We start from the raw sequence: 23319 nt of genomic DNA on the forward strand, positions 1-23319 counted from the left end.
CTCAGAGAAATATCGAATTCAATTTATTTTGGATTGCCCCAATTTCTTCTTGAATGTTTGTCTTTAACACACCTTCCCGGATCTTTTTTTCTTCGATTAAAGTTTCAATTTGTATGCGAATCTTCTCTATTTTATTCTTTGCATTACTTTCATATTCTTTTATTCTAACCTCAATTTCCTTTTTAATTATTTCTACTTCCCGCTCTTTATTGGTTTTTATTTGAGCAATTTGTTTTAATAGTCTTTGCTTTTCATTAGAACGTTCCAGGACTTTTGAAATCATTGTTATCACCGAAATGATTAGTCCGATTATAAAAATTATCGAACTCCATTTTAAACCGCTAACCAACACAGAAAGTATTAATCCTGATGCTTGAACATCGGATAATTCCTGACCCTTTATGCCGTCAACAAAACCGCCAACAATGAACACAATAATGGAAATGATAAAATTATAAATAAGTGAATTATTGAATGCCATAAATGGATTAGAGTCCTGTGACTTATCTACACGGGATAAACGATTTTCAATCTCGGCAATTAAGTTATTATACTTCAATTCATTTTTTTCTAAATTTTCTTTCTTGGTTGCCTGAATTCTTTCTTTCGTCTTTTCAATATCGTTCTGTAACGAATTTATTTCATCAAGGAAAATCTGGTGCTTTTTATTAAACAAATTCAATTCAGAATTCATCTTTACTTCCAGGTTGGAATTGAATATACTTTTTATATTTTCTATTAATGCGTATAACTTATCAAACAGAAAATCATCAACCATATTTAGAAAAACATTTTTTTCTTTTGTAAAAAGTTTAATAAAATTTTCCAGAAATATTATCCCATCTCTTACCGCATCATTATAATGTTTTTCCACATTCAATTCTTTCAATTTTGAAATTAGAATACTTAAACTTTTCATTTTGGTTTGCTTTGTTACATTAAGCGTTTCAAAAATAAATTTAATGTTGGAATATAAAGGTGCAAATTCCTTGTGATTAAATATTTGCGGAGATACTGAATTCGTCAAGAAGAAATTAAACAATTCCAAATTATTTACTTCCAATGCAAAGGTCAATCTTTCCAGGTCAAATAGAATAATATTCTTTATATAAACAAGACTGTTTTCAAAATCGCCTGTTGCCCGAAGCGCAATTGCAAGATAAAACTGGGCTGTAATTCCGTTAGGAACAATATTTAAAGCCTCCTGTAAGTTTATTTTTGCTTCTTCAAATTCCCGATTTTTAATATTGCTGAATGATTTAAAAATATTCTGATAATACAGGAATTGAGATTTTACATCTTCAGGTAAATTGGAATGCAGTATTAAGCTATTAGCTAAATCAATTGATTGATTAAATTTTTCATTAGAATAGAATTTATCCTCATTTAGAATTAGCGTTGAAGCAAGTAGATGTTTTATTAAATCTTCCGGCATTTCACTTTTTTCAATTAAGTTCTTTGTAGTGCTAGCAAAAAAAAGTCTTTCTCGTTCAGATTTTTCAGAAGTCCACCTAATATAAAATTTTCTTATTTCATCTTTTGTTGAATTACTTCGGGGCGTTTTCTTATCTAAAGGTGAGGAATAATTCTCAAGATTTAAAGTTAAAGGATGGTTGCACACCCAAAAAAACTTTGAAGTTTCTAAAGAAACGAAATATTCATTTGTTTTTGGTGGAAGGTTATATGCAAAATGCTGTGCGGTAGTTTTTAAAAACTGTTCAAAGGATATGGTTTTTTCTACCTGGGATTGGAAATACTCTTTACCCAAATTTTTTAATTTCGAAAAATTTATTTCTTGTAATAATTCTTCTTCATTTCCTAAAAAATTTGCTTTCAGGTTTCCGTTTATTTCGGGATCCTTCATCATTCCTTCATCCTTGAAGATAAAATTTGGTTATTCCTTACCAAATCTATTATCGGAATAATTCCCTGGAAGTTTATAATAATTGCAAGAATATTTTAGGTTAGTTGAATGTTAAAACCTTCGGGGTTTTCAGAACCTCGAAGGTTTTTCATTATTTATTAGCAAGGATTTCGAATATAACTTTAATCAGCAATTCTTTGTCAAATGGTTTTGCCAGGTAATTTGTCATTCCCTGACTAATAAATTTTTCTTTATCGCCGGACATTGCGTAACCCGTTATTGCTACAATTGGAACCTTTTCGTAACCTTTTATTTTTTTAAGTTCTTTAAAAACATCAACTCCATTCATCCCTGTTCCTAAATTAATATCCATAAGCACAATAGCATATTCTTTCTGAAACGCCATCTTGATGGCTCCTAAACCATCAATAGCATGATCTACCTTGCAAATTCCTCTTAGAAAAACTTCCACAACTTCCTTATTAATAATATTATCTTCAACAAGAAGAACTTCCGGAAGTATATCGAACGATACATTTTTATTTTCCTTAAATACAATTTCTGGCGGTGCGTTAAGTTCGGGATTTAATACTTCCCCTAACACACCCGGTATTGTTAAAGTAAAAGTTGAACCAACACCTAACTGACTATCAACATTAATATCACCGTTTATAAGTCTTGCCATTTTTCTTGCAAGTGTTAATCCTAATCCGCTTCCTTCATAGCTTCTGCTTAATCCTTCACTTGCCTGCCTAAATTCATGAAAGATTAATTCTTTATCTTTATCCGCAATACCAATTCCACTATCAATAATCTGAACCTTAGCAATAAAACCATCTTCTCCTCTATCTTCATTTTCTAATTTAATTTTAATGCCACCTTTAACCGTAAATTTAATTGCATTATCTACAAGATTAATAATTATTTTATTCAGCACGGTTTCATCAACCAATGCAGATATATCATTTTCGGGTCTTTCATATTCAAAATACAATCCTTTCTGTTTTGCTTTTTCTTCATATTCTTTTAGAATATTAAAAAGCAGCGCTCCAATCTTAACTTCATTAAATGTTAGCAAAAACTCGTTGGATTCAAGTTCTGATAAATCCAAAATGGTATTTAAAGTCATCATTAATCTTTTACTGGAATGCTGAATTTTTTGCACCATCTGCTTTTGAAAAGGTTCAGTTATTTCCTCCGCTAAAAGCTGTGCAAAGCCTAAAATTCCATTCATAGGTGTTCTAAGTTCATGACTCATATTTGCCAGTAATGAAGATTTCAGTTTACTTGATTCTTCAGCTCTATCCAATGCTTGTTTTAATTCTATGTCCATCATCTTTTTATCTGTTATGTCTTCTTTTACAGCAAGATAATTGATGACCTCTCCTTTTCCATTTTTAATTGGAGAAATGGATGCCGATTCCCAGAACAGTTCTTCATTTTTTTTCTTATTAAGAAATTCACCGCGCCATTCTTTACCCATAGAGATGGTTTCCCAAAGTTCCTTATAGTTCTCAGATGACATCTCTCCTGTTTTTAAAATTCTGGGATTTTGACCGATTACTTCTTCTGGTGTGTACCCGGTTACTTGAGTAAACTTTGGATTAACATATTCAATTCTTCCAGCCAAATCAGTTAAAATAACCGAAGCTGGACTTTGATCTATTGCTCGTGAAAGTTTTAGAATTTCTTTTTCAGCCTTTGCCCTTTCTGCTGTTATAAAAGAAAGTGTTATTAAATCGGCAATTGAATTACCAAATTCTTGTTCATCAATTGACCATTCTCTATTATGTCCAATGTGTTCGTGGTTAATGAAGCCAATTATTTTGCCTTCAACCCAAACTGGAATTGTAAACATTGAAGTAATTTTATTTGGCTTAAGATATTGCTCTAATATATCCAAAGCCCTTTCATCATTATTTACGTCACTAATTGTAACAAAGCCAAATTCATTAAGCAATTTAATATACCTGTAAAGATTAGATAGCTTTAGATTAGCACTTTTTTCAAACGAATCATTCATTCGCTTGTACAGGTAGGCACAAGTAGTTTCTGTATTCGCTTCATTAATTTTCCAGAATCCAACTCTATCTGCGCCAATTGCATTAGCGTCCGATTCCAATATTTTCCGGATTGAAATATCAAAATTATTTTCATCTAACTTGGCAAGTTTTAGTAATGCCGCTTGTTGCCTAAAAATTTGTTCTGTTTTTTTCCTGGCTTTTTCTTCCTGAATTTTCCTTGAACTTATATCAGTATGGGTTCCAACCATTCTTGCTGGTTTACCATCTGCTGACCAGGAAATAACTTTTCCTCTGTCAAGTATCCAAATATAATTTCCATTTTTGCATTTAACTCTATGCTCACTTTCATAAACCTGGGATTCACCATTAAAAAGTCTGTAAACTTCACTTTGTACATAATCAATATCTTCTGGATGGGTGCGTTCTTTCCAATCATTTAAGTCATCAACAATGTCCTCGGGATTGTAGCCATGCATTTCTTTCCATCGCCTGGAATAATAAAATTTATTCTTTTCTATATCCCAATCCCATACACCATCCCCGCTGCCTTCAAGGGCAAACTGCCATCTCTGCTCACTTTCACGTAGTGCTTCTTCAGCTTTACGCTGTTCAGTATTATCTCGTTGTGTCCCCCATACTCTAATAAGTCTATTATTTTCTATTATTCCAATTGTATTATTTAAAAAGTAAAGGGTCTTTCCATCTTTACTTTTTTCAACTGTTATTGCATTTTCCAATTTAAAATTATTACGAACCCAGGAAAGCAGAGAATTTTTTTGTTCTTCAAATGTGCCACACCAAAAATCTGATAATTTATGTCCTATTACTTCCCGGATATTGTTATAACCATACATTCTGGCAAATGCATCATTACATTCAACCAGGTAAGCATGATTAATAAAAAATTCTGCCTGCTCTTTTTCAGAAAGTTCTAAAAACATTGGGATATCAAGCTCCATACAAGAAATTCCTTCCGCCGTTTGCCCGATGAATGCTTTGTATCTTTCTTCGCTTTCTAAAATTTTCTTTTCAGATTCTTTCCGCTCAGTTACATTTCTTGATGTGACTAAAATTCCATTTATTTCGGAATTATCAAGAAGATTCTTCGCAACGGATTCCATAAAAATGTAATTGCCATTAGCATGTTTAATTCTAAACTCAGTTGGTATTCCGTTATTGTTATTTTCCCTTACCTCCATCAAATCAGAACTAACTGAAGGTATATCGTCAGGATGAATAAAATCAAAACAGTTTTTACCGATCATATATCCGGGATCATAACCTAAAATTTTACTTACAGAAGGGCTTTCATAAATTATAGTGCCATTTGTATCAAGGAGATTTATTAAATCCGAAAGACCTTGAATCATTGATCGGAATCGTTCTTCACTTTTAGCAAGAATTTCTTCAGTTCGTTTTCTTTCTGTTATATTTCTAAAGATGGTAAGCATCAATGGGCGCTCCCCTGTCATTTCGAAATACGCTTCAGAAAGTTCAAACCAGATTTGCTTATTATTCCACAGTTTAACTTGTCGTTCAAGCGTTCTTTCTAATCTTTGTTTAAATCGAGTTTGATATTTTTGTACAACGTTAGCAGTAATTTGTGATAAAAGAATTACAGAAAAAGGATTTCCAATTAACTCGTTCCTCGTTTTTTCCACCATTTTACAGTAAGCATCATTAACTTCTATTATAATTCCGTTCTCATCGGTAAGCCTCATACCATCAGATGAATGCTCCCATACTAATCTGAACTGAAGTGCCGATTTTTGCATAGCCTCTTCGGTTTTTTTATTTTCAGTAATGTCTATTGATACGCCAAGAATAGCCAAATCAGTTGTTCCATTAAAAGCAAAAGGGATTTTTGTGGTTTGCAGTGTTCTTAAATTGCCGGTCGAATCAGTAATTGTTTCTTCAGGAATTAATTTGGGCAAACCGCTTTTTATAACTTCAAGGTCATCTCCACGGAAATGATTTACTTCTTCAACACTTGGGTCAAAATCTGCGTCAGTTTTACCAAGCAATTCTTCTACTGAAGTTCCATATGCTTCTGCTACAGCTTTGTTTACTAAAATGAATTGTCCTTTTTCATTCTTTGCAAAAATGAAATGCGGTACTAAATCAATTACTTGTCTTAATCTGCTTTCACTAAGCTTTAAGGATTCTTCAACTTTTTTCCGTTCAGAAATGTCAATAATAATTCCGCGTAAACCTATCCGCTTATTTTTATTAATAACTGCATTTGAATGAATAATTGCCGAGAAAGTTGTTCCATCTTTTTTCTTTAGAATATATTCAGTCACTCCAATCTCTTCACCAGTTATAATTTTTTTTATATTTTCTTTTGCTCTTGCCAAATCCTGCGGAACAACAAAATCAAAAATGTATAAACCTTTTTCAAAATCTTCCGGATTGTGTTTAAATTGATCGAAAGCGCTTTTATTCACAAAGGTTAGCTTACCTTTTATGTCTGTTTCAAAAACTACTGGTGGAAGCATATCGGCAAGTAATCTGAATTTACTTTCGCCTTCCTTTAATGCCTGTTCAGAAAGCTTCTGTTGGGTAATATCTCTTGTTACTGATGCCAGTCTAATTCCTTTTTCAGTTTTAATTGGAAAAACAGTTTGCTGCGAAAATACTTGTTCACCATTTGGTTTCTGAACTTCCGCTTCAAGTGTCTTGTAAAAAAAATCTGCTTCATGTTTTTCCAAGGCTGAATTCAGGACAGTTTTAAGATATTCATTATTTTGAGGTGACTTTTTATTTTCTGGTAACATTGAAAACTGCACATCATTATAAAATTTACCGAGAGCTTCTTCCCTTGGAATTCCTGATATGGCTGCATGAGCTTTATTCCATTCAATTATTTTCCCTTCTTCATCAAGTAAAACAAAACCATCTGTGGCTTGCTCAATAAATGCTCTGTATTTCTGTTCGCTTTCTTTTAAAGCATCTTCAGAATTTTTTCGTTTGGTAATATCGCGCCCAACTGCCTGATATTGAAAACTGCCATTAAATTGAATGGGGCAATAAGTCCATTCGTGCCATTTAATTTCTCCATTACTCAATTTTACTCTAAATTCAACCTGGTAGGTTTTTCTTTCGGATTGTAGAATATTGGATAAAACTATTATTTTCTTTCTGTCCGGTTTGTATATAAAATTAATAAAGTTTTTGTTAAGCAGTTCTTGTTTTATTTTCCCAAAGTAAATACAGCAAGATTTATTAACGTACGTTAGAACTCCATCTGGTTTAAATTTGCAGATCATAGCAGGAATTTCATCAATAAGCAATTCTTCATACTTCTCAATTCCCTTAAGAGCATCAAGTTCCTTAATTAACTGTTCCTTTGTTTTTCTACTATCTTTCATAAATCTCCTAAATCAAAAAGCTGTTCTGCTTATCTAATTGTTTATCAATTTTGATTTGTAATTTTGGCAGAGTAAAATAGAATTTACTTCCGGATTGTACTTTACTTTCCACCCAAATTTTTCCGCCGTGTTTCTTTACTATTTCTTTACAGATTATCAAACCTAACCCGGTTCCTTCTTCGTTGGCGGTTCCGCGTGTTGTATAATGTTTTTCGATTTTAAATAAATTTTTAATGTTTTCTTCTTCAAGCCCAACACCATTATCTTCTATGCAAATCTCTACTTCTGTTGTTTTTTCTATTGCAGATATATTTATCAAGCCGCCTTCGTTTGTAAATTTAATGGCATTAGAAAGTAAATTTTCCAGGATTGATTGCAGCATGTTTTCATCGGTATAAACTTTCAGCTTATCAGCAACCATATTTTTTATTTGAATGTTTTTATTTGCGGCATTAGCAAATAGAAGGTTTATAGATTGAATTAAGTTTTCATACAAACTAATAGATTCTGGTTTGAATTCAATTCGGTTGGTATGCAGCCTTGACCAGCTAAGCAAATTCTCTACTAATTTGTAAATGCTGTTTGTTATACGATGGATGTCCCCGACAAATTTTCGAATTTCAGAACTATCAAGTGTGTCAAATTCCAGAAGTAAAATATTTGCAAAACCGAGTAAACCAAGGAATGGGCTTTTCAAATCATGTGCAACAATAGAAAAGAATTTATCTTTGGAAGCATTTAGCACTTTAAGTTCTTCCGCATATCTTTTAAGCCGTTGCTCAGATTGTTTGCGTTCTGTAATATCGCGGGCGATAAAAACCATTCCATATGAAGCACCAGCTTCATCCCTTAACACTTCGCCGTTTACTTCTGCGTTAAAAAAGGTGCCATCCTTCTTTACAAAAAAATATTCTTGTGGACCAAGAGATTTGTTGAACATTAATTTTGTATTTTCAACGGCTCTTTCTCTATCAATTGGTGCAATATGAAAGACCATATTTGTACCTAACAGCTCATCAAGTGATGAATAACCGCCAACAATTAAACCGCTTATTGATTGAAAAATAATTTTTCCTTGAAGATCAGTAACAGTTACAACATCCGGCACTGCAGTAATTAGTTTACGATACAATTCCTCAGACTTTTCTAACCTTTCCTCAGCTAATTTTCTTTTTGTAATGTCCTTAACCATACAAAGTTTAAAAACAGGCGCTCCTTTTAAATCAATAATGAATGAAGCGGTTAAGCTTCCCCATTTATTTTCTCCATTTTTTGTTACATATCTTTGCTCAATCTGCAAAATCGAACTTGTGTTTAATTTCTCTGTATCTTTTTGAATTGATTCAAATGCTTTTTGTCTATCTTCAGGAAAAGTAAGTTCTGAAAAGTTTAAATTTGTCAGCTCATTTTGCGAGTAGCCTAAAAAATCTATGAACGATTCATTAACCCTAATAATTTTACCATCAAGATCTGTAATCACCATACCTATACCAGCTTTTTCAAAAATAGTCCTGAACTGTTCTTCGCTTTGCTTAAATGCAGATTCTAAGCTTGCAAGTTTTTCATTTTTTAATTCAATCTCATGCTCAAGCAACTTCAGTTCATTCGCTTGCTTTTTGATTTTTAAACTGCTTATTTTTTTTAGCTGGTAAAGTTTGTAGGCTACAACTGTTAAAATAAGCGCCAAGATTAAATTAGTTAGAAGGGAAAAAATTAAAATTGTCCTGTTAGTTCCCTCCAGTTTTTTTATCATGTTATTATTTCTTTCAAGCTCATTTGTTTGTTTGATCTTTGAAATTTTAGTTACTGTTTCTTCATTATAAATTAAATCTTTAAGCGCATTATGATGATAAAATTTTAATGCATTCTTATAATTGCCAAGCTTGGAATAATAGTCGGATAATTCGTACAAGATATCTTTCTGAAATCTTTCTAATTTTACCTCGCTTGCCAGCTTAAGGTTTCTGTTAAAGAATTCAAAAGCTGCGGCGAAATTACCATTGGCTGATTTAACTTTTTCAGCAAGCTGGGTAAAATCATTTTGGGCAAAAATTACTCTGCAAATAAAAAAAAGATATATTATAAAAGTTTTAGTCATTATTCAATTTCCATTGCTGGCAATGTGAATTTAAAACTACTTCCTTTTTTAACAGTACTCTCCACCCAAATTCTTCCATTATGTTTTTCAATCATTTCCTTGCAAAGGACAAGACCAAGCCCGGTTCCTTTTTCATTTGCCGTTCCTTTAGTAGTGTACTGTGTGTCTATCCTGAATATTTTATCAATGTCTTCTTGTTTTATTCCCATACCTGTATCGCATATGTGAATTTCTACCAATCCATTAACAGCAAATGCAGAAAGGCTAACTTCGCCCCCCTGATAAGTAAATTTAATTGCGTTAGAAATAAGATTTTGCAAAACTGATTGAAGCATATTATCATCTGCCAGAATAATTAGATTTTCCGGTACACAGTTATGGATTTTGATATTTTTCTTTAAGGCATTTGCAAATTGAATATTAACCGATTCATTAATTTTATCATATAGAACGATTTTAATTGGATTATATTCTGTTCTACCAATTTGAAGTCTCGACCATTCAAGCAGGTTTTCAAGAAACTTAAATTGATTTTTTAGTGTTTTGTTTAATTCAACATTAAACTTCTTTACTTCCTCATTTGTTAATGATCCTGTATCTTCAGCAAGTATGCCGGACAATCCCAACAAACCATGGAATGGGCTTCGAAGGTCGTGGGCAATTATGGAAAAGAGTTTATCCTTACTTGCTACCAATTCCTTTAGTTTAGCTTCGGATCCCGCTAATTGTTTATTAAGACTACTTAATTCGGAAGCTTTTTCTTCAAGCAGATTTTTATTATTCACTAAATCTTCAGCATATTTTTTAAGCTGGTACTCATATTCTTTACGACTAGTAATATCAATTAGAACAACAAGTATGGCATTATAATTTTTAAAAGTGATTGGAGCGGATCTTACAACAACGGTAATCTTTTGCCCGGATTTAGCCGTTATTGAAATCTCATAATCGGGATTAGATTCACCATTAATCCGCTTTTGCATATTTTGTGCGGCAATATTTCTATATTCTTCATCAATAAAAGTAAAGACAGATTTACCGAGCATCTCTTCTTCGGCATATCCAACTACTTCCATTATAGCTTTGTTCACAAATAAAATATTTCCATGCTCGTGAACAAGAACTAGATCCGGTAAATTAGAAATTAGCGCCTTGTATTTTTTTTCGCTCTCACTTAATTCAGCTTCAATTCTTTTTCGTTCAGTGATATCAAGCGCAAGAGAAGCCATACCTATTACTTCTTCGCTTTCATTTAACAAAGGCGTATTATACCATTCACAAATAATTTCTCTGCCTTCTCCTGTAATGTTTTTATCAATCCTGAATTGATTTTCTTTGTTTTTTTTTGTTTGTTCCCAATGCATTTTTGCTGCTTGGCGTTCCTTTATCGGAACAATTAAATCGCAGGCATGCTTGTTTAGCACTTCTTCTTTACCGAAACCAAAAATTGTTTCTGCAGAGGGATTCCAATCCATCACTTTAAAATCTTTATCCCATTCTATGTATGCCAAAGGAGTTTGGTAGAAATGAAATGAAAGTTTTTGGTTATAGTTCTGCAGTTCCTTTAAAGCTTTTTTATAATTAGATACATCTCTAAATACACTCAAGAGAAGTTTTTGATTTTTCTCTAATTCTATATACGAGTTCGATAATTCGAACCAGACTTTTTTGCCATTCCATAAATTAAGTTCTCGTTCAAAGTGTGGTTGAATTGTACCTGCCGAAAACCTGGTTCGCTGCTTTTCATTCATTATACTTTGATAATCAGCAGCATAAATAATTGTAAAAGGATTGCCTTCTAATTCTTGTTTAGTTTTACCGCACATTTTACAGAAGGCTTCATTTACTAAAAGCGTTATTCCTTTTTCATCCACCAGCCGCATTCCATCAAAAGAATTTTCCCAAACTTGCCTAAATTGAACTTCTGATTTTCTTAAAGTTACTTCGGCATTTTTGCGTTCAGAAATATCTCGTAGTGTAACAAGGTAGTCTTTATAGCCGAGCCAATCTATCCTGGTAATTAAAATCTCGGTGGTTACAACCTTATCATTTATGCATATTTCAAATTCTACTGGTTTATCGCAGGACAAAGGATATTGAAAAGTTTGCCCTATCAATTCAGTTGGGGATTTGGTTTCTGGATTTCTAAGAAGTTTTTCCGCAGCCGGATTCGTAAATCTAATTATTCCATTTTTATCAACTATAACTATTCCGTCAGAAATTCTTTCAATAAGAATCCGGTATATTTTTTCTCTTTCCAATAAAGTTTTTTCACATCTATTCCTTTCAGTTATATCCTCACCAATACTTGTAATACCAATTATTTCATCTTCCGAATTTCTTTGAATAGTGTTATTCCAGGAAATTAACTTTTGTAAACCATCCCGCGTTATTATTTCACTTTCTGTTTGATGCGGAACTAATCCCTGTCTAATAGCTTCTATATAAGTATCCTTGTATTTTGCGTCGGCATTAACAAAAATATCAAACCAATTCTTGTCGAGTACATCTTCATTTTTCCATCCGGTTGCTTTCAAAAGAGTGGAATTACAAAATTTAATACAACCATCAGGAGTAAAGTTAACAGCAAATAACCTTAGGTTATCCAATATTTCATAAAAATGTTTAGATGATTCCAAGAAACAGTTAGCCTGCTCAGTTTTGCTGAAGGTGCTTCGTAAATCATTCATTATCTTTATCCGCCTCTATAAAACCTTTTGGGTAGTCTATTATCGATTAAAATCCTTAATAACTTTATTGTAATTTGCATTAAACCCAAAATTCATATAATTCAACAAATCCATTCTGCCCGATTTACCTTCAATTTCAATTAAAATGATAAGAATTTACTTTTCTATTAATAAAATTATTTGCGTTAATTGAATAAGAATGTAAATTTCGGAAGCAAATATAAATTATTCGGACTGAACATGCGCATTATAAAATTTTTGGAAGGAAAACAAATTTACCTTCGCCCTTTAAAGGAAAATGATTTGGAATTGGTTGAATTCGGTAAAAATAACCCGGATGTTAGAGAAACACTTTTTCTTTTTGCTCCGATGACAACTGAGCAGGTGAAAGCGGAATTAAACCAATGGTCAAGCAGTAAAGAAATTATGCTTTTCACTATTTGCCGCCAGCAAGATGACGTTGCCGTTGGACAAACTGCATTAGTAAGAATTGACTATGTAAGTCGTGCGGCGGTTTTTTATGTCGCTATTTACGATCCACAATTTTGGTCTAAAGGATATGGAAGCGAAGCTACCAGGATGATGTTAAAATTTTCTTTCGATATTCTTAACCTTAATCGAGTTCAACTGCACGTTTGTGTAGATAATACAAAAGGAGTGGCTGCATATAAAAAGGCTGGATTCAAAGTGGAAGGAACATTAAGAAAAGCAATGTATCATAAAAACAAATACATAGATTTTTATGTAATGGGAATTTTGCGGGAAGAATTCTATAAAAGAAAAAAATAATTATTGCTGGAAGCTAAGTTTTTATCAACCAGTTTAGAATAAGCCAGGGATTAATAATGAATTTATTAAAAAATTTTTATTCGAAATGTGGAACCATCTTTATTTACACTGCCTTGTTTTGCTCTCTAACCATAGCCCAGACTAACGAAAGAAAGGAAATTAAAATTCCAGACATCTCCGGCTATTTAACGCTCAAATGCGATTTTCACAGTCACACAGTTTTTTCTGATGGCGACATTTGGCCCGATTTACGAGTTGAGGAAGCGTGGGCTGAAGGTTTAGATGCAATTGCTATAACGGATCATATCGAATATCAACCGCACAAAAAAGATATGGTTAGAAATCTGAATAGATCTTACGAAATCGCTTCGGAGTATGCTGATAAATTTAACATCATTGTAATAAAAGGATCCGAGATTACCAGGAAAATGCCACCAGGACATTTAAATGCACTTTTCTTAAAAGATTCAAATCCGTTAGACACCGCTGACTTTAGAGTTGCAATTAAATCGGCAAAGGATCAAGGTGCATTTGTTCAATGGAACCATCCATTCTGGCAGGGAACAATTTTTCCAAAGAAAGAGGGAAAGGTTGATTGGTTTCCAGAACATCAAGAGTTTTATGATAACGGCTGGCTAAATGGAATTGAAGTTGTAAATGAACGTGATTATTATCCAGATGTTTTTAGGTGGTGCTTAGAAAAGAACTTAACAATGCTTGGCAATTCGGATATTCATTCACCAAGCGCATATTTCTATAATTTACCCAAGGGAGATCATCGTCCGTTCACTTTAGTTTTTGCTAAAGAAAGAACCGCCGAAGGAATTAAGGAAGCGTTGATAGAACATCGCACTGCGGTTTTTTTTAGCGATACGTTGTTGGGAAAGGAAGAATTTTTAAAACCAATTTTCAAGAAATCTATTGAGATAATAACACCCAAAATTGAAACCTTAAAAGGAAAAGCATTTTACATTCAAATTGCTAACAACTCAGATATTCCATTTAAATTAACTTCCGCAGAAAGCAATAACGATTTTGAATTTGAGCAATCAATTGCTCTTCCAGCTCAGCGGGTTGTTCGGTTATATGTAAAACCAAAATCTAAAGACCTTGTTGGAAAGAAAAACTTAGTGCTTCCATATAAAATTAAAAACCTGCTTATATCTCCAACTGAAAATTTAACAGCAGAAATTAATTGTGAGGTTGAAATAAAAGAAAAATAGCATCTCAAATTTTTCCCCAAAATTATCCGTGTCTGTAGTTGAAAGATAAATTACTACTAAAGAAATAGGATTGACTTAAAACGGTTATCCTACATTTGCAACCATTTAAAAACTATTAATGTTATTATCTATAAGATCGAAGATTTTTCTGCTGTTGTATTGCAGCAAATAGTTTTATAAGTTAGCATCGATTTTAAACTAACATTTTGAATTGTGGATTTTGATATGAATAAATATATGCTCGACATTGATTTACCTACGCTTACACATGAATTTATTTCTTTAATTCCAAGCCAGATTTCTCTTACCAACAAACTAATGAAAGCAGGGAAAGTATCAAGCTATACTCTATCGGTGGATAGAACTAAGCTTTGGGTAATGATTGATGCTGAATCTGAACCAGAAGCAATCGAAATTTTTACATCATCACCATTATCCGAATCCCAGAAATGAGTTACCGTAGGTGTCCATCCATTAAAGGCACCTCCAAAACCCCAAATCGGATCATCTAGATCTTCTCTTTCCGCTGCAACTCCTATATATCCGGTTGACCATGGTTGATTATCATCGCCAGCTCCCATAAAAGAAAGACCAATTCTATCTCTAAGTTCAGGAATCGGACCTTTTTCATTTTCTAAATAGTAATAAGCCTGTTTTACAACATATTGGTGTACAGGTGCATCGTGTGCAAAAGTTGTTTTGAGCAAAATAATTGTAAAAAAAGAAATTAGTAAGTATAATCTAGTTGAATTCATTTTTTCTCCTTTCCTTGTTGATTATAATATGTTTATTATGGTTATAGATTACTCTCTCCTATTTAATTTCCTATATTAATTTCGATTCCAAACAAGTAACTAAAAAAAGAATAATTAAACCTTAAGATTTCTGCTCCCGTTTGATAACTAATCGTTGACAATAAATTAACTCTATCATTACAAAGTGGTATATTTAATTTTAAGTCTGTTCCAAAAGTAAAAACAGTATTTGTTGCTCTGGTAATATTTTCAAATGATATTGAAGGTCCAAGCAAGAGTGAAACACTATACATTTTAAATAATGAGAAATCTAACTCCAGTTTCAGCCCTTTACTGTTAATAGTTTCGGAGGGTATCTGTACAACAACAGTATTAATCTCTTTTATTTTTGATTTCCAGTAGGTAAAAGCTATTATAGAATGAACCTCATCCGATAAATTAAATTTCAGATATGCTTCAAAAAAAACACCTCTATTGAAATCAGAACTATTTTGATTCAAATTTGGAGAATGAGAGCCTACCTGAAGTCCAATATTAAAATGTATTTTCTTTTTCTTTGGATTTTCAATATTCAAACTATCATTAGTAATAATCGATTTGCCGCTGCTCTCGATTTTTATTTCATAATTATTGTTCACTCCCAAAGTATCATTATCTTTATTTTGGCTTAAGCTTAAAGAAGAAAAACCGATGGAAAACAATATTATTAACACCTTCTTTTTCATAAAACCGAGCAACAAATTAAAGCTAATAGAATGCTTTTCATTTTCACCTCTGATGAATTAAAAAAATGTTTATAAAACTATTCAACAATCATATAGCCTCCATAACTTGTAAAAAATCTTTATTTCTTCGTATAAATTTTTATAGTAATTTTTCAACCACTCATACCAGCCATTAGTTAATTACCAAGATCAAATGATCTACATTTATAAAATAGTGTTTAATTTTTTTACCTATTCTAATTTTCTTTTATTTTCCCTCTGATTATATAATTCAGTCCGTTACTTCGGTTCTCAGCCATAAAAAAAACATGCTTATCAAAAACAAGGAAAAGTCCGTTTATGGCAATGTTACTATCCGATAACTTATATAAATATTGTAAATCTGTTCCATTGTAATGCGCAATGCCATCATACATTCGTAAAAATAAATCTTTAAGACTCCTGCCGCCGTATGATAATCCAAAATTTGGCTCATTAACATAATAAGTTAGATTGAAATTGCCATTGATAAACCTATAGATTCCTCTTCCTTTCTGGAAATAAATTTTTCCGCCGATTACTTCAAAATTACCATATTCTTCTAAAATTGAACGACCTGCATATATTTCTCTAATATTCTTGCCGTCAAATTCATATATTCTAGTTGAGTCCTCACCGAGATTAGATGTGAATCCAAGCAAATAATAATTTGGATTATCATTTTTTGCTCTTCTTATTTTTACGAATGAAATTTTTACTGAAAGTATTTTTACTTCCTGCCATTTTACTCCATCATAATGCATTATAATTCCTTTATAAGAATTTCCATCTGCTGCATACCCGACTGCGTAAACATTATCCGGTGCATCACCCCATATATTTTCCAAACCGGTGCTTGAATAATTCTGAATTTCAAATTTTGTGTGCTGGCTCCATTTTGACCCGTTATAATGCCAGATCAATCCATCATCGCCGCCAAGCCATACATCGTTAGTTCCAAATCCAAAAATTGAGGTGGGAACAATTGGTTTTGAGATATTATCAGTACTCCACTTTGTTCCATCAAAATGCCAGATGGTTTTATCAAGTCCACCACCGCCACCGGTTGCCCAAACATCAGTTGGTGAACTTCCCCAGATTCTCGTTAAGGTATTAAAAGGTATATTTAATGTATCTACTGTCCATTCATAATTTCGGCTTCCGGGTTCAACATACTCTTCTTGGGTGTTGGGTTCGTTAGTATTGCAGCCTGTCTGTCCGATAGGCAGGCTTAAAAAAAGCAACTGTAAAAGTAAAATTGTAAGTGGCATATATTTTTTAAGTTTCATTTTAGTTTTCTACCTTGCTGTTAACAGTTATATACATAAGCAAAATCGATTTTTGGAATTTATATTATTTGAACTCACCTAAATCCTCTCTTAGCAGATCGGACTTAAAGCAAAATCCCTAAAACCATTTTGTTATTAGCATACCTATCACAAATAATAAATTGGTTTATCGTTCCATTATTTTATTAAGAAAGTAACAGTCATTGTTAAATTGAAATGTGCAAAAATCATTTTCAGAAAATTTATAGTAATTAATTAACTCAGATTAATTTTCACAAAAGAGTCACATAAAAGAAGAATGCGGTTCCCCTTGTTTTTTCTTGTTAAGCTTAGTTATAGAATAATATTAACCTAATCCTGCTGGCAATTTGGTTTTTTATTTTTTTATTGTCAAGTAAAAAATAAAAAAAAATGAGAAGAAAATTATTTTGTAAGAATTATATTGAGCAAAGCTGGTAAACAAAATATTTTTATTTTTTCAAACAAACATCTAAATTTGTTCTTCAAAATAGCTAAAGTTTTTGAAGAACAATGAAAACAATTACATACTCACTTAGAAACGATGAATCAAATTCCGATAGCTACTACAAGGATGTTGCTGATTTTACCAATATAGTTTTAAAGGAATCGGAAACACAACTTGAATCGATTGCTGAAGAATTTCAATTTTACCTCATCAAATCGAAAGGAGAGATTTTAAGGCGCAAATCGGAATATGTTTTTGAATTATTAACTTTAGGAGCATTACTCCGCATTTATGAACGGAATGCACTTTCACTTCCTGTTTTACCGCAAAGAATTTTAACCACACTTGCAGAACTGCGCAGGAGGTTTGCCTGGGTTAAACCATTTGCGGATTCCGTACGTGGAATTTTATCAACCATATTCTTAACAAGAAAAAATTCTTTTGTGTTTTCTAATTCCAAATTTGGAGTTGATAAAATTGAAAAACTTATAGAATGGCTTGCCGCTGCCGGAGATTTTAAACAGGATGTAATAAGATTATCCGTTTGGAAAGATTACTTCAATCAAATTCCGGAAGAAAAAGTTATCAATTATATTTTTGCTTCGATAAGATTTGCAAAATGGTTCGAGAAGCAAAGCGTTAAAGCGTTGGGGAAATACACCCTCGGCGTAGAAAATTTTCTTGAGTATAAACATGAAGAATACAAGTGGCGCGAAGATCTTATTTTCTGCGGGCGTCAGCGGGTTGAATATCATTTGAATATGGTTGGCGCAGAAATTATGAACCGTGCATGGCGTGATGAATTTCTTTCGACTAAAAAGAAAGCTGTTCTGGTTCCTTCTTGCATGAGCATTAAAACAAGGTTTCATTGTAAATCTTTTTTTAACGGAATAGATTATTCCTGCAAACGATGTACTATAAATTGTAGAGTTAACCAGCTTACAAAACTTGGCGAACAAGATGGCTTTAATGTTTTTATGATTCCGCATTCAACTGATTTTTCTAAATGGCTTAAGAAGCGTGCGGGCAATAAAGAAGTTGGAATTGTTGGTGTAACCTGTGCCTTGAATTTAATGACCGGCGGCTGGGAAGCCAAGGGATTAGATATTCCCATCAACTGCATTCTTTTAGATTACTGCGGCTGCAAAAACCATTGGGACGAAAAAGGATTTCCCACAGCAATAAATTTAAATGAACTGAAAACTGTTTTGAACATAAAAGAAAAACTAGATTTAAAAGAGGAAGCGGTTACAACCAATTAGTTCTTGAAAAATTAGGAATTGGGAATTACGAGAATATTAATGCGAATGGAAAAACTATCCTTATGTGAAATCAGTAATTCGAAATTCGTAATTTGTAATTAAAAAATAAATGGGATGAACATTTTTGTTTTTTTCATATAGTTCAAATACTCATCTCCAAAACTGGTTTTGTTTTCTTTCTCCTCAAACTCGGCGGTAAGAGTTAGAAAAATAGAAATCAGAATCAAGATAATTGCTCCCACTTCAGTAATATTTTTTAAGAACGTGCCCCAGCTAAGAAGCAACAGCGATGCATACAGCGGATGGCGAATGTAATTATAAATTCCTGTTGTAACCAGGTTAGAAGTATTCTCAAATCCAAAGTTGGCTGAGTTCTCAATCTTACCTTTCGGTTTACCAATTTTCTTCAGCAGATAAAATCCAGTAACGACAAAATAAATTGAAGTGAAAAGTAGCAGCCAGGAAATTATTTGAAGAATTGAAAAAGGATTGACAAACCACCAGTCAATATTTTTTAAAATATTTAATAGGATTAGTTCGAATGCAAAGAACCGGTAGAAACCGTGTGACTTCCGATTTCTTAAAGATTTCCAAGACAGAAATAAAATTCCAATTGATGAAATGATAAAAACGAATATTTTAATTTCAAGCATTACCAACCTCATTAGTTTTTACTTGCTTTTAAATTCTTTAATCATCTCAGGATAAGCAAGGCTTCCATTTCTTAGTTTTCTTTCCTGAGTATTAAAATCAACAGAGTAAAGCCCAAAGCGTTTAGAAAATCCTTTTGCCCATTCAAAGTTATCCATCAGTGTCCAGTAGAAATATCCTTTAACATTTATTCCTTCTGCAATTGCTTTGTTCATTACACGAAGATGATCTTTGATAAATTTTGGTCGTTTAACGTCACTATCATCAGCAATTCCATTTTCAGTAATGTAAATTGGTTTATTAGTAAAAGAATTGATCAGCTTAAGCGAACGATAAAAACCTTCGGGATAAATTTCCCAGCCCATATCGGTAGTATCCCCGCGTGAGTTTTCTTTTACCTCCTGAATAGTTTTGCCAGAGAATGGATTATAGTGAACCACAAATCTTGTGTAGTAATTCAGTCCGATGAAATCGAAAGTGTTCATAACATCACTTTCATATTTTTCTTTTACCAAACCTGGAATGTAAAAATCAAACTCTCCATTTGATAGAAAGTTAAGCACTACTTCATTCATATTTTCATTTGCGTAGTATGAAGCCAAAACATCAAACAAATTCCACTGTATGGATGGATCGAAAGCGTAAATTGCGGTTGCAATTCCAACCTGTGCATCAACATCAATTTTTTTAATTGCCAGGTAAGCCTCGGTATGTGCCAGCAACAAATTTCTAAAAACTCTTACTGCCTTTTGCGGATCTTTTTCAGCGGGAGGAAATTCTCCAAAGAAGTATCCGTTGAATGCATAAACCGTTGGTTCGTTGATTGTGCACCAAAGTTTAACTTTTTTTCTTAATCTTTTAAAAACTTTTTCAGCAAACCTGGCAAAAACTTTTGGGGAATTATCTTGAAGGAATGCTCCTTGCTTTTCGAACCAGATGGGATTTGTAAAATGATGAAGCGTGATCATCGGTTCAATTCCATTTGCACGGAGTTCATCAACAACTTTTTCATAATGATCTAAAACTGATTCATCGAATTTTCCTTCTTCGGGTTCTATCTTGCTCCATTCAACAGAAAAGCGATATGCATTCAGTCCAATCTTTTTCATCAATTGAATGTCTTCCTTGTACCGGTTCCAGTGATCACTTGCTGCTCCGGCTTTCTGATTGTTAAATATTCGCGGTTTTCCTTTTTCATCCACTGCATCTTCAAATATAGTCCAGTTATTATTTGTACAATATCCTTCAACCTGGTGTGCAGAAGTAGCGCTTCCCCAAAGAAAGCTTTTGTCAATCTTTAAAGGAATCTTCTTAATTTCATTAAAATCAAATTTAAGATTTGTATCCGGGTTGCGTAGTAAGAAAATTGCAACTGCATAGGAAATAAACAACGAAAGAATTAACCAGAAAATGATTTTCATTTCAGTACCGCAGGAAAGTTTGGAAATAACCTACGTGATAATAATTAAAAAATATTTAGCGTTCAACTCTTTACAACCATGTTGAAAACACCAAGATACTCATCAATAAATTTGTTCAGCGATTTTCTTTTGTATTGCATAATAAATCTTGGATGGTCAAGCGTTTCAACTTTATTAAACAATTCCAACTCGCCATTAAATCTTTTAAGAAACTCACCATTTTTTCTGCCGAAGGAAATTACATTTTTCCTATTAGCACCAAACGCCGTCTGTTTCCGTATTGATAAAACTATTTCTGAATGCAAAACTTTTAGCAGTTCCGGTTCATCATAATAATTATAATTTATTCCATTCTTAATTATTGCAAGCGGAAAAAGAGCGCTAAGGAAAAATCTTGAAAAGAATTTATCTGTTCCGCCATATTCTTCAATCACCTTATAAACAAATTCGCTGGAAATTTCTTTCCTTGTTCCAAAAGAATTTTCGATACCGCATTTTTCTCTCAATGCAACAGGATCTGTAAAAGATATACCTGTTAAACCGCCGCCAAATCTTCCGGGGTTAATTCCGAAGATAAAAACTCTTTCTTCCTGATCATCATAATATTTGGCAAAAAATTCTTTTACGGTTTTTTTTACATCTTCTTTTTCGTATGGATTTATAACGCTAATAGTCTTAGGAAGATTTGCAGGAGTGCCGAGATTCAAAAAATATTTTATTGCTTTATTTGCAAAAGTCATAATTCAACTTATTTTTTTTCTTGTGCTGAATGATTTTAATCCAGAATCAATCTTAATATATTTTTCAAAATTCCTTTACTCTAAAAAGCCGCGCCAGAACCCATCTTGCTCGATTGACCGCAATATCAATTACCAATAGTTCTTAAAATCATTTTGGAAAACAAGATACAAATCCTTAAAATGAAATAACACAATTTCATCACAACAATTATTTAAACTATGTTTTGCCTGCAAAAGCAATTTTATTAACTTTGCCGAGAATATTTTTCTATTTTTAAAATAAAGCATAAGATAAAAAATGAAATATAAAATTTCTCTGTTGTTAATTGTATCGTTCATTAGCCTCCATTCACAAAATAAAAATCAAACAGACGTACCAGGTTTGTCGTCAATTTCCAAACAAAGTTTAATGAAAACAGTTAGCTATCTTGCTTCAAAAGAATTAGCGGGAAGATTATCCGGCAGCAAAGGTTATAATAAAGCGGCATATTTTATTGCGAACGAATTTTCTTACCTAAACCTTAAACCGCTTGGTGATGAAAATTATTTTCAAAAATTTAAAGTTGAATACAACGAAATTAATTCACCTATAAAACTTAATTTAGTTGATGAAGGAATAATCAAAAAAGAATATAAACTTGGGAAAGATTTTGTGTGCCGCGGATTTACAGGAGCAAATCACTTAACTGCTCCGCTGGCTTTTGTTGGTTATGGATTAACGAAACCCGGAATTGGTTATGATGATTATGCCGGTATGGATGTTAAAGGAAAAATAGTAATTGCCTTTAAATACAATCCCAAATGGAGAATTAATGATACATCAGATTGGGGTGAAGGATCAATCAGATACAAAATTTCTAACGCTGCTAAACATGGAGCTGTTGCTCTGCTACTGGTTTCATTTCCCAATGATGCAAAGCCACAAAAAACTATTTTAAGTATTCTTGAAGGTGAAGGGGAGCAGAAAGAGGATTTTCCATCTTTGCATATTGATATTCCGGTTGCAGATGAATTTCTTACCGGAAGCGGATTTTCGTTAAAAGAACTTGAAACAAAAATTGATTCGCTAAAAAAACCAAATTCAATTTTATTAAAAACTTCTGCTGAAGTTGATGTGCATTCAAAATATTTTAAAGAACAGGAAACGATGAACCTTGTTGGTTTACTTGAAGGATCGGATGAAAAACTGAAGGATGAATATCTTGTTATCGGCGCTCATTTAGATCATGTAGGTAGCCAAGGTGGGGAAATATTTGCTCCTGGAGCAAATGATAATGCTTCCGGCTCAGCCGCTGTTTTAGAAATTGCAAGAACTTTTATTGCAAATAATATAAAACCCAAACGCTCAATTATTTTTGTATTATTTGCAAGTGAGGAAATTGGATTAGCCGGCGCAAAGCATTTTGTAGATAATCCTCCAGTTCCGCTTGATAAAATTACAGCAATGATTAATCTTGATTGTGTCGGTTATGGAGACAGCATCCAGGTTGGTAATGGCTTGAGTTCGCCACAATTATGGCAGCTTGCAAGGAGAAACGATTCCCTTTACACAAAAATGATGGTTAGGACTACGTGGGCTGGCGGCGGCGCAGATGCAACACCGTTTCATCAGAAAAAAATTCCGTGCGCTTACTTTGTTACAACTAACAGCTACGAACATCTGCATTGTTTAACCGATACACCAGAAACTTTAAACAAGGATTTGTTTGAAAGAATAACAAAGCTGGCTTACTTAACTGCATATGAAGCAGCTTGTGGAATTTACAAAAAAGAGGAAGTAAAATAAAATTATACCAAAAGCAGTTACTCTTTTAACCGGTTATCCTACCAAAGCGGAAACTATTTTTAACTGGGTGGAAAAATATTTGTTGCAAAGTATTTGGCTGATTAAAATCAATCAGGTTTAATAAACAGATAAATAATTGTGCAAATT

14 protein-coding genes are annotated in these 23319 nt (G+C 32.8%); 4 read left to right on the forward strand and 10 right to left on the reverse strand.

Translation table 11 applies throughout. The features are described 5' to 3' along the window. Position 1: 1 nt before the first annotated feature. From NTX22_09365 to NTX22_09380, 4 genes are all read right to left on the reverse strand, one after another. Positions 2-1867: a hypothetical protein gene (locus NTX22_09365; GenBank protein MCX6150719.1), complete on the reverse strand. Its 1866-nt coding sequence runs from the start codon at positions 1865-1867 to the stop codon at positions 2-4. Between the two features lie 148 nt (positions 1868-2015). Then, on the reverse strand, positions 2016-7259 hold the full coding sequence (locus tag NTX22_09370) for a PAS domain S-box protein (GenBank protein ID MCX6150720.1): 5244 nt from the start codon (positions 7257-7259) through the stop codon (positions 2016-2018). A gap of 7 nt (positions 7260-7266) precedes the next feature. Continuing rightward, on the reverse strand, positions 7267-9357 hold the full coding sequence (locus NTX22_09375; protein ID MCX6150721.1) for a PAS domain S-box protein: 2091 nt from the start codon (positions 9355-9357) through the stop codon (positions 7267-7269). Beyond that, on the reverse strand, positions 9357-12047 hold the full coding sequence (locus NTX22_09380) for a PAS domain-containing sensor histidine kinase (GenBank protein ID MCX6150722.1): 2691 nt from the start codon (positions 12045-12047) through the stop codon (positions 9357-9359). Before NTX22_09380 ends, NTX22_09375 begins: the two co-directional genes overlap by 1 nt. A gap of 240 nt (positions 12048-12287) precedes the next feature. Between NTX22_09380 and NTX22_09385 the strand changes: the two genes are divergently transcribed. Then, on the forward strand, positions 12288-12836 hold the full coding sequence (locus NTX22_09385) for a GNAT family protein (protein MCX6150723.1): 549 nt from the start codon (positions 12288-12290) through the stop codon (positions 12834-12836). A gap of 56 nt (positions 12837-12892) precedes the next feature. Beyond that, on the forward strand, positions 12893-14059 hold the full coding sequence (locus tag NTX22_09390; protein MCX6150724.1) for an Sb-PDE family phosphodiesterase: 1167 nt from the start codon (positions 12893-12895) through the stop codon (positions 14057-14059). Positions 14060-14400: 341 nt separating this feature from the next. On the opposite strand, the gene NTX22_09395 is transcribed toward NTX22_09390, so the two are convergent. From NTX22_09395 to NTX22_09405, 3 genes are all read right to left on the reverse strand, one after another. Then, positions 14401-14814 (reverse strand): hypothetical protein, encoded by a 414-nt coding sequence (locus NTX22_09395; protein ID MCX6150725.1) that lies wholly within the window; start codon positions 14812-14814, stop codon positions 14401-14403. A 62-nt stretch (positions 14815-14876) separates the two neighbouring features. Further along, positions 14877-15452, reverse strand: a complete 576-nt coding sequence (locus NTX22_09400) for a hypothetical protein (protein MCX6150726.1) — start codon at positions 15450-15452, stop codon at positions 14877-14879. Positions 15453-15775: 323 nt separating this feature from the next. Continuing rightward, positions 15776-16846 carry a hypothetical protein gene (locus NTX22_09405; GenBank protein MCX6150727.1) on the reverse strand — a complete coding sequence of 357 codons (1071 nt, stop codon included), beginning with the start codon at positions 16844-16846 and terminating at the stop codon, positions 15776-15778. A 531-nt stretch (positions 16847-17377) separates the two neighbouring features. Between NTX22_09405 and NTX22_09410 the strand changes: the two genes are divergently transcribed. Further along, positions 17378-18574 carry a DUF116 domain-containing protein gene (locus NTX22_09410; GenBank protein ID MCX6150728.1) on the forward strand — a complete coding sequence of 399 codons (1197 nt, stop codon included), beginning with the start codon at positions 17378-17380 and terminating at the stop codon, positions 18572-18574. Positions 18575-18672: 98 nt separating this feature from the next. Here the strand turns inward: NTX22_09410 and NTX22_09415 are convergent, their stop codons facing one another. From NTX22_09415 to NTX22_09425, 3 genes are all read right to left on the reverse strand, one after another. Next, complete coding sequence (locus tag NTX22_09415; protein ID MCX6150729.1) at positions 18673-19227, reverse strand: isoprenylcysteine carboxylmethyltransferase family protein; 555 nt, start codon at positions 19225-19227, stop codon at positions 18673-18675. 18 nt (positions 19228-19245) lie between these two features. After that, positions 19246-20646, reverse strand: coding sequence for a family 1 glycosylhydrolase (locus tag NTX22_09420; protein ID MCX6150730.1), 1401 nt, complete (start codon positions 20644-20646; stop codon positions 19246-19248). 62 nt (positions 20647-20708) lie between these two features. Continuing rightward, positions 20709-21386, reverse strand: coding sequence for a DUF4918 family protein (locus NTX22_09425; protein ID MCX6150731.1), 678 nt, complete (start codon positions 21384-21386; stop codon positions 20709-20711). Positions 21387-21684: 298 nt separating this feature from the next. Here NTX22_09425 and NTX22_09430 point away from each other — a divergent pair, with 298 nt between their 5' ends. Next, the gene (locus NTX22_09430) at positions 21685-23172 is read left to right on the forward strand and encodes a M20/M25/M40 family metallo-hydrolase (protein ID MCX6150732.1); all 1488 of its coding nucleotides are present in this window, start codon (positions 21685-21687) and stop codon (positions 23170-23172) included. Positions 23173-23319 lie beyond the last annotated feature (147 nt).

This window comes from Ignavibacteriales bacterium, assembly GCA_026390815.1.
In the GTDB taxonomy this organism is placed as follows: domain Bacteria; phylum Bacteroidota; class Ignavibacteria; order Ignavibacteriales; family SURF-24; genus JAPLFH01.

Excerpts from the sequence above, each read along its gene's own strand:
- NTX22_09365 (MCX6150719.1), bottom strand. The coding sequence starts at position 1,867 with ATGATGAAGGATCCCGAAATAAACGGAAACCTGAAAGCAAATTTTTTA.
- NTX22_09370 (MCX6150720.1), bottom strand. The coding sequence starts at position 7,259 with ATGAAAGATAGTAGAAAAACAAAGGAACAGTTAATTAAGGAACTTGAT.
- NTX22_09375 (MCX6150721.1), bottom strand. The coding sequence starts at position 9,357 with ATGACTAAAACTTTTATAATATATCTTTTTTTTATTTGCAGAGTAATT.
- NTX22_09380 (MCX6150722.1), bottom strand. The coding sequence starts at position 12,047 with ATGAATGATTTACGAAGCACCTTCAGCAAAACTGAGCAGGCTAACTGT.
- NTX22_09385 (MCX6150723.1), top strand. The coding sequence starts at position 12,288 with ATGCGCATTATAAAATTTTTGGAAGGAAAACAAATTTACCTTCGCCCT.
- NTX22_09390 (MCX6150724.1), top strand. The coding sequence starts at position 12,893 with ATGAATTTATTAAAAAATTTTTATTCGAAATGTGGAACCATCTTTATT.
- NTX22_09395 (MCX6150725.1), bottom strand. The coding sequence starts at position 14,814 with ATGAATTCAACTAGATTATACTTACTAATTTCTTTTTTTACAATTATT.
- NTX22_09405 (MCX6150727.1), bottom strand. The coding sequence starts at position 16,846 with ATGAAACTTAAAAAATATATGCCACTTACAATTTTACTTTTACAGTTG.
- NTX22_09410 (MCX6150728.1), top strand. The coding sequence starts at position 17,378 with ATGAAAACAATTACATACTCACTTAGAAACGATGAATCAAATTCCGAT.
- NTX22_09415 (MCX6150729.1), bottom strand. The coding sequence starts at position 19,227 with ATGCTTGAAATTAAAATATTCGTTTTTATCATTTCATCAATTGGAATT.
- NTX22_09420 (MCX6150730.1), bottom strand. The coding sequence starts at position 20,646 with ATGAAAATCATTTTCTGGTTAATTCTTTCGTTGTTTATTTCCTATGCA.
- NTX22_09425 (MCX6150731.1), bottom strand. The coding sequence starts at position 21,386 with ATGACTTTTGCAAATAAAGCAATAAAATATTTTTTGAATCTCGGCACT.
- NTX22_09430 (MCX6150732.1), top strand. The coding sequence starts at position 21,685 with ATGAAATATAAAATTTCTCTGTTGTTAATTGTATCGTTCATTAGCCTC.